This window comes from Burkholderia cepacia, from assembly GCF_001039005.1.
Lineage (GTDB): Bacteria > Pseudomonadota > Gammaproteobacteria > Burkholderiales > Burkholderiaceae > Burkholderia > Burkholderia theae.
On record NZ_LDWR01000177.1, the window covers coordinates 1 to 679 of the forward strand.

Annotated in this window: 1 protein-coding gene; it reads left to right on the forward strand. The window is 61.1% G+C overall.

The features are described from left to right. Positions 1–198: 198 nt before the first annotated feature. Positions 199–679 (forward strand): dicarboxylate/amino acid:cation symporter (locus VL15_RS38965; RefSeq protein ID WP_048252211.1); only part of this gene is annotated, 481 nt, incomplete at its 3' end.

Here is a 679-nt window from a genome sequence, read left to right on the forward strand (position 1 = left end):
AACGGACGCGGATCAACCGGCGCGGCTTTCAGATTTGAAAGCCGGCGCGCCATTTGCGTTAGAATGCCCCCCCTGCCCGCCCTGGCGACCGCCGGAAGCGGGCCTGTCGCATGCATTGCGACGTGAGTTCCGATTCGCAGCCGGACGCGAATGATGTTCCCGCCGTTAGAAGCACACGCTTTGTAATTTGGATTACTAATGAAGAAGAGACACAACATCACGAAGTACATCATCGTCGCGATGATTCTTGGTATCGCCGTGGGTTACGCGTGCCACAGTGCGTTTCCCGACCCGAAGATGGCCAAGGAAGTCGCCGGCTACGTGTCGTTGCTGTCCGACGTGTTCCTGCGCCTGATCAAGATGATCATCGCGCCGCTGGTATTCGCGACGCTGACCGTTGGCATCGCGCAGATGGGCGACGGCAGCGCGGTGGGCCGCGTGGGCGTGAAGGCGTTCGGCTGGTTCATCATCGCGTCGTTCACGTCGTTGCTGCTCGGCCTGCTGACCGCGACGATCCTGCAGCCGGGCAGCCACCTGAGCCTGCCGCTGCCGCCCGCCGATGCGGCCCTCAACCTGAAGACGGGCGCATTCACGCTGAAGGATTTCGTGGTCCACTTGGTGCCGAAATCGATCGCGGAGGCGATGGCGAATAACGAAATCCTGCAGATCGTCGTGTTCT